Source organism: Thioalkalivibrio sp. (assembly GCF_041685615.1).
Classification (GTDB): Bacteria; Pseudomonadota; Gammaproteobacteria; order Ectothiorhodospirales; family Ectothiorhodospiraceae; genus Thioalkalivibrio.
This window is the reverse complement of the sequence record NZ_JAWLFK010000077.1, coordinates 1-6,012: the sequence shown is the minus strand read 5'-3', so window position 1 is coordinate 6,012 and position 6,012 is coordinate 1. Positions and strand designations below refer to the sequence as shown.

Below are 6,012 nucleotides of genomic sequence, written 5' to 3'. Positions count from 1 at the left end.
CTCGGCCTCTTCCTGCCCATTCTGCATGGCCTTCACCGCACTGCCGGTGGCGGACTGAAGGCGGGCGATCATGGTCTCGATCTCGTCGGTGGATTCCTGGGTGCGGGTGGCCAGCTTGCGCACCTCGTCGGCGACCACCGCGAAGCCGCGGCCGTGCTCGCCCGCCCGGGCGGCCTCGATGGCCGCGTTCAGGGCCAGCAGGTTGGTCTGCTCGGCCACGCCACGGATCACCTCGAGGATGGTCCCGATCTGCTTGGAGTCCTCGCCCAGCTTGGCCACGGTGTCGGCCGCCTGTTCGACGGTTCCGAGCAGGGAGGCCATGGACTCGATGTTCTTGCTCATGACCTCGGAGCCGTTGGTCACCGCATCCCCGGCCTCCTGGCCGGCCTGGGAGGTCGCGTCGGTGTTGCGCGCGATCTCCTCGGCGCTGCTTTGCAGTTCGTTGATCGCGGTGGCAACGCGTTCCGTTTCGTCGCGCTGGCGCGAGACCGCCTCGCGGGCCTCGTAGGCCTCCTGGTTGAGGTTCTCGGTCGCACGGTTCAGCGTCTCGGTGCTGCCGCGGGCATGGCCGATGGCCTGGGCGATCTTGTCGGTGAAACGGTTGAACGCGCGGCCGAGCCGTGCGGTCTCGATCAGGCCGTTCTCGTCCAGACGGCGGCTCAGGTCGCCGTCGCCGTCGGCGATTTCCTCGAGCGCTGCCGTGGAGTGGGCCAGGGCACGCCGTACCACCAGGATGATGAACACCGCACCGGCCAGGCCCAGGATCACGCCGATCAGGGCCAGCACACCCTGGGTGGTCTGGGTGGCGCGCATGTCGGCGGTCAGGGCAGCGGCGCTGCGCTCGGCGCGATCGGTGATGCGTTCGCTGAGCCCCTGCAGGTGATCACGGGCCTCGACCAGTAGCGGACCAATCTCGGTGCGGATCAGGTAGGCGTCCTGCAGGGCCTGTTCGCTGCCGTGGATCTCGATCAGGTCGTCCAGGGCGGTGTTCTGGGTCTCGAGCGCACCCTGGAAATCTTCCAGCGCGATCTGCTGCTCGAAGTCCAGGTCATCGAACTCTTCCATCAACTGTGCGCTGATGTCGTTGGTGCGGGTGGAAAACAGGCGGACGTTCTCGCGAAAGGCATCGTCGCGGAAGGCGATGAAGCCGCGCAGGTTGGAGGTCACCTGGACCACCGACATGCGCAGCTCATGCAGGGTGTCTAGACGGTCCCAGGAGCGCTCGAAGCGCGGCAGGGCCATCTCGGCATCGATCATCATGTTGGTCTGCTGGGTCATCTCGCGGCTGGCGGGGTTGGCCTGGGCATTGGCGATCCCCAGCGCCGGCATGTTTTCGGCGGCATTCTCGGCGACCTCGACCAGGCGCTCCTCGAAACTGGCGAACTGGTCCACCAGGCGGCGTACCTCGGTTGCGCTGGCAGCGAGTTCCTCGTCGTCCGCGATCACCGGGTTCTCGTTCAGCGCGTCGGTGGCGGCATCGAGCTCCTGCATCGCGTTCTGCCAGGCATCGCGTTGGGACTCTTCCTCGCTCATCAGATAGAAGCCGAGGAATGCCGCGCTCTCCTGCAGCAGTTGCTCGACATCGTTGACGCGGGCGACGGCCGGGTAGTCCGCCTGGGTGAGCTGTTCAACCCCCTGGCTGCCCGTACTCATCGCACGCAGGGCCAGCAGGGAATTGATGATCAGGATGGCGACCACCAGGCCGAAGCCGGCGATCAGCAGCCCCCGGATGGAGAGTTTGTCCAACATGCGATGACTCCTTCAACGCGCCTTGTTTCCGGCGCTTCGCGAACCGGTCGCGGTCTCAAGCACCGCGAACCCGAAAGGTGGCTATTCAACCCCTGTTACGGCAGGCCCCGGGCAGAGTTGAGCGCTGGCTTCGGAAACCCGCATGTAGACGCGCCGCGGCTCAGCCGGATTCCAGCTGTTCCCAGCGCTCGAAGCAGTGGGCCAGCTCCGTCTCCACCGTCTCAAGGCGCGCTTGCAGCTCGCGCATGCGTTCGCCGTCGCGCAGCGCCTCCGGGTCGGCCATCGCCATGGTCAGCTCCCGCTGCTCGGTTTCCAGGGCCTCGATACGCGCCGGGAGGGACTCCAGTTCGCGCGCGTCCTTGTAGGACAGTTTGCGCGGAGCGGCCGGGGATGGCTCGGGCGCGGCCGTCGCAGTCGACACCGCAGGCTGGGGCGCGGCCTTGGGCTCCGGGCCCGCGCCGGACCCGCCCTCCAGCAGCCGCCGAGTGACGCGTTCGGGGAGATCCGACCACCCGCCCACGAACTCCTCGACCGACCCATCGCCCGGCAGGACCAGGGTGGAGGTGGCGACATTGTCCAGGAACGAGCGGTCGTGGCTGACCACAATGACGGTCCCGGTGTACTCGATCAGGAGCTGTTCAAGCAGCTCCAGGGTCTCCACGTCGAGGTCGTTGGTGGGCTCGTCGAGCACCAGCAGGTTCGCCGGACGCAGGAACAGCTTCGCCAGCAGCAGCCGGTTGCGCTCGCCCCCGGACAGCGCCGAGACCGGCTGGCGCGAACGCGAGGGCGGGAACAGGAAGTCTTCCAGGTAGGACAGGATGTGGCGGCTCTCGCCATTGACCATGACCCGGTCGCGGCCCTCGCCGACTGCATCCTGCACCGTGGTGTCCTCGTCCAGGTGCGCGCGCGCCTGGTCGAAGTAAGCGATCTCCAGCTGGGTGCCCAGCTTCACGCTGCCGGACAGCGGCTCCATCTGCCCGAGCAGACCGCGCAGCAGGGTGGTCTTTCCGGCCCCGTTGGGCCCGACGATGCCGAGGGCATCGCCGCGCTGCAGCAGCAGGTTCACGTCGCGCACGATCGGGGTGTCGTAGCCGAAGTCCGCGTGCTCCGCCTCGATGACCAGGCGCCCGGAACGCTGTTCCGGGCTCAGCTTCATCTTCACCTGCCCGCCGCGTTCGCGGCGTTCGGCGCGCTTCTTGCGCAGGGCCTGCAACGCGCGCACGCGGCCCTCGTTGCGGGTGCGCCGGGCCTTGATGCCCTGGCGTACCCAGGCCTCTTCCTGCGCCAGCTTGCGGTCGAACTCCGCGCGCTGGGTGGCTTCGGTCTCTAGGCGTTCGGCCTGGCGCTCGCGGAACGCCTCGATCGATGGCGGGTGTTCGTACAGTTGCCCGCGATCCAGTTCCAGGATGCGTGTGGCCACGCTTTCCATGAACTGACGATCGTGGCTGATAAAGACCACGGTCAGGCCGCTCTCGATCAGGAACTCCTCCAGCCAGCGGATCGCCGCCACGTCCAGGTGGTTGGTGGGCTCGTCCAGCAGCAGCAGTTGCGGGCGCTGTACCAGCTCGCGCGCCAGCCAGACCCGGCGCTTGAGCCCGCCCGACAGCGCGGCGAACTGGGCCTCGGGGTCCAGGCTCAGGCGTGAGAGGGTGGTCTCCACCCGGTTTTGCAGGCTCCACCCGTCGATCGCGTCTAGTTTCGACTGCACCGGCCCCATCTTGTCCAGCGCTTCCATGTCCCCGGCCGCGGCGGCCTGGCTGAGGTGGTGGAAGCGCTCCAGCAGGCGTCCGGCCTCACCCAGACCCTCGGCGACCACGTCGAACACCGTGCCCTCGATCCCCGGGGGCAGTTCCTGGGTCAGGTACGCGGTGGTCAGGCCATCCTGACGGGTGATGTCGCCGGAGTCCGCCTGGGCGTCGCCGTTGAGTACCTTGAGCAGGGTCGATTTCCCTTCGCCGTTGCGCCCGGCAATGGCGACGCGTTCGCCGGGCTCCAGGCTCAGGTTGATACCGTCGAGCAGGGCGGCCATGCCGTAGGCCAGGTGGATGTTGCGCAGGGTGAGGAGTGCCATTCGGGTTCCGGTCGCGAGCAAGTGTTGTTGCGGGCGCCAAGCCTATCACCTTGGCGCCTTGCGGCGTGCTTGTGGCTGCTTCCAGCCGCCTTCCTTGTTGGGGCTGGCTCTGGTTCGTCCTCTGGTGGTTACGGTGCCTCCGGTCCGCATACTGCCGAGCGCTCACTCGCGAGCGCGCCGCGAGGTACTTCTTTGCTCGTGCAAAGAAGTACCCAAGAAACACGCCCGATTGCCGCGACCCCGGCCCGCTGAGCGGGCCGGGGTTTCCCTCGCTCCGAGGCCTTTCGCGGGCGGCGCTGAACTCGCTGCGCCTTCGGCTCCGCTCAGACATCCAGCGCCTCTTATCCCGCGAAAAGCGTCTCCACTCGGCGCGACGACAACGGGGAGGCAGGTCAACACAACAGCGGTCCCGACCATGTTGCTCATGGATGGAGGCTAGGCCTTCGGACATCTTCGGCACGCCCGCCCTGCGGCCGTTGCGTGCCGCGCCCGCGCGGCGAGCGCCAGGGCTTTCGTAGGATGTGATGAGCGTAGCGAATCGCATCGGGGTTGCGCCGACGTTGGAACGGTGCGTTTCGCTGCGTTCAACCGCACCCTGCGGGATACCGCCGGTTTTGACCTTCGCTTCCCGTATGGAGCCCCTTGCGGAATCCGGGTGCCCTTCTTTGGGCACTTTCTTGGGCAAGCAAGAAAGTGCCTCGGGGCGCGCTGGCGAGTCAGCGCCTGGCAGTATGTAGACCGGAAGCACGTAAAACCGGGCGACGAACAATAACCAGCCACAGCGTGGCAGGCGGCGGACCGGAGCCACCGTAAACACCGGAGGACGAACCAGGATCAGCCATAACAAGGCAGGCGGTCGGACGACGGTACAGTAGGCCGGTTGGCGAATGATGCCTCGCCCATTAAGGCGGGAAGAGGGGCGTCAGGCCTCGCCCATGAGCCAGGCGCTCACGGCGCCGGCGAGGCTCATCAGGGCGAGTACGAAGATGGCGACCTCGGTGCCGGCCAGTTGGGCCAGCAGGCCGAACAGGCCACCGACCAGCAACAGGCCGCCGATGACCGTGTTGCTGACCGCGGTGAACGCGGCGCGTGTTTCCTCGGTTGCCATGTCGACCAGGTACGTCTTGCGCCCCAGGCGCACGCCGGCATGGCTGACCCCGAGCAGGAAGAACAGGGTCGCGTACACCCAGCCGCCGGGGACCAGCGCCTGGTCGATACCAACGGGCGCGAGCCAGACGCTCAGGGCGACCGCGATGCCGAGCCCGGCCGCGAGCAGGCCCGAGAGGATCAGGACCCAGCGCGCGGAGCGATCGGACAGCCGCCCCCAGACCGGGGCGCTGACGGCCGAAGCCAGGCCGCTGGCGAGGATCAGCAGGCCCAGGGTGCCCAGGTCGCCGGCGGTCGCGTCCTCCGCGAGCAGGACGTAGAAGGGGAGTGCCAGGGCAGTGCTCATGAGCAGCGCACGGGTGAGCACGAAGTGACCGAAGGCGTGGTCGCTCCACAGCAGGCGCATCGACTTGATGGCCTCGGTGACGGCGTTGCCGCCCCCTTCGGTGGCGCCCGGGTCCTCGCGCAACCCGGTAAAGGTCGCGGCGGCGACCCACCAGGCCCCGGCCGAGGCGGCCAGCAGGGCGACGAACACGCCGATGCCGGCTTCGTCCAGGTTCGTGAGGGTGAGGTAGATGCCCAGCCCGAGGGTAAAGAAACCGGCCAGCGAGGCGGCATAGCCCATCACCGTCCCGCGCCGATGCTTGGCGATGGTCTTGCCCAGTACATCCTTCGACGCAACCGAGTTGATCCCGCGCGAAAGGGCAAAGACCACCAGCAGCCCGAGGATCGCCCAGCCGGCGGCCGGGCCCTCCAGGGTCAGCGCAACGACGGCCATGCCGGCCACGGCCAGTCCGGAAAGCACGCTGCCGAGGACCCAGAAGCCCTTGCGGATGGCCCGGCGGCGGATGGATGCGGCGACGAACAGCTGCGGGAGCAACGACCCGGATTCGCGGATCGGGACCAGGAAGCCGGCGAAGGCGGCCGGGGCGCCGAGGGCGCCCAGCAGCCAGGCCAGCACCAGACGGGCCGAGGCCAGCTCGTCCCCGATCTTGCTCAGGGTGTTGGAGACCAGGTGGACGAAGAAATTGACTGGCTGGGCGCGGCAGGCGTGTTCCGGGATGTCCTTGCAGACACGGGCATCC

3 protein-coding genes are annotated in these 6,012 nt (G+C 67.9%); all 3 read right to left on the bottom strand.

What is annotated here, in order from left to right:
• On the bottom strand, window positions 1-1,749 hold a 1,749-nt coding region (locus tag ACESLR_RS11250; RefSeq protein WP_373067439.1), incomplete at its 3' end, for a methyl-accepting chemotaxis protein.
• Between the two features lie 160 nt (window positions 1,750-1,909).
• Window positions 1,910-3,820, bottom strand: a complete 1,911-nt coding sequence (locus ACESLR_RS11245; protein WP_373025095.1) for an ATP-binding cassette domain-containing protein — start codon at window positions 3,818-3,820, stop codon at window positions 1,910-1,912.
• Between the two features lie 922 nt (window positions 3,821-4,742).
• Window positions 4,743-6,012: MFS transporter (locus ACESLR_RS11240; protein WP_373067432.1), on the bottom strand; the 1,270-nt coding region annotated here is incomplete at its 5' end.

What these genes read in the sequence shown, in the direction of transcription:
- ACESLR_RS11245 (WP_373025095.1), bottom strand. Translation starts at nt 3,820, where the DNA reads ATGGCACTCCTCACCCTGCGCAACATCCACCTGGCCTACGGCATGGCC.